A 1,084-nucleotide genomic window follows, 5' to 3' on the forward strand; every position below is an offset into this window, starting at 1 on the left:
GCCGACGCGCTGAACGACCTCGCCGCGGCTGCCCGCAGGCAGCAGGCCGCCGACGCCGAGCTGGCGCGGGTGGACGCGGCGCTGGCCGCGACCCGTCCCACCGCACCGCCCGCCTTGCCACCCGCCGCCCACGGTGCGGTGGCGAGCCAGGACGAGGGCTCGAGTGCGCCCACCCGGCCGGAACCCTCCGCCGACGGTGGCGGACGGAAACCACCGCAGGGGCCGCCCGCGCCGCCGACCCCCGATCCCGAGGAACCAGGCCGCAGGCCCGATGTCGAGATCGCCCGCCGCGTGACCCAGCGGCTCGCGGCGGAGAATGCCGCTGCCGTCAGGGAATTGAATGCGGCGGACGCGGCCAGGGATGCGGCGATGGCAGGCCTGCCGGTCACCCGCGACGAGCTGGGGCCGTACCCGGAGCAGGTCGCGAACACCGTCGACCGGTTGAAGAATGCGCACCCCGACCAGGCCGCGCGCATCGAGGAACTGCGCGAAGCCGCGCTGCGCTACCTCGCCGCCGAGTCCGAGGTGGCGGTGCTCGACGAGGCGCTGGCCCGCGCCATGCAGCGCGAGGCGCTCGCCGAGGAGGGCGCGGGCCGCATCGACGACACCGTCGGCATCGTGGCCGGTGAGCCGCCGCGCATCGTCGTGGTGGGTTGGCTGCCACCCGGGAACGTGCGCGCCCAGCTCGCGGCCGAGCATCCGCTGCTGCGCCCGCTGCTCGCGCGGCCGGGAGTGGTGGTGACCCACATCGAGATCACCGCCCTCGACGACGGCCGAATCACCCACCGGCGCACCGACTTCGCCTCCGACCGCCCGGCCGCTCCCACACCGGACCGGCATGACTCCGGCGAACGCCAGTCGCCGCGCCAACGCGCCGAGGAGCGATACCAGCGCGCCCTGCGCGACGCCCACCGCCAGATCGGCCATCCGCCGCAGGGCGATCCGCGGACCTCGGTGTGGCCCGGTGGTGAGCAGCCGGGGACATCATCAAATCCGGTTGCCGGGAACGATGATTCGACAGTCGATCTCGGTCGGCCGGAGGATCCGCGGACCACGGTGTGGCCCGGCGGTGGGCAGCCGGAGC

At 75.1% G+C, this 1,084-nt stretch carries 1 pseudogene; it reads left to right on the forward strand.

Annotated elements, in window-relative coordinates:
• Positions 1–1,084, forward strand: a pseudogene (locus tag AB0H50_RS34005) (hypothetical protein); the annotation flags it as partial.

Origin of the sequence: Nocardia sp. NPDC050793, from assembly GCF_040654065.1 — a bacterium.
Taxonomy (GTDB): domain Bacteria; phylum Actinomycetota; class Actinomycetes; order Mycobacteriales; family Mycobacteriaceae; genus Nocardia.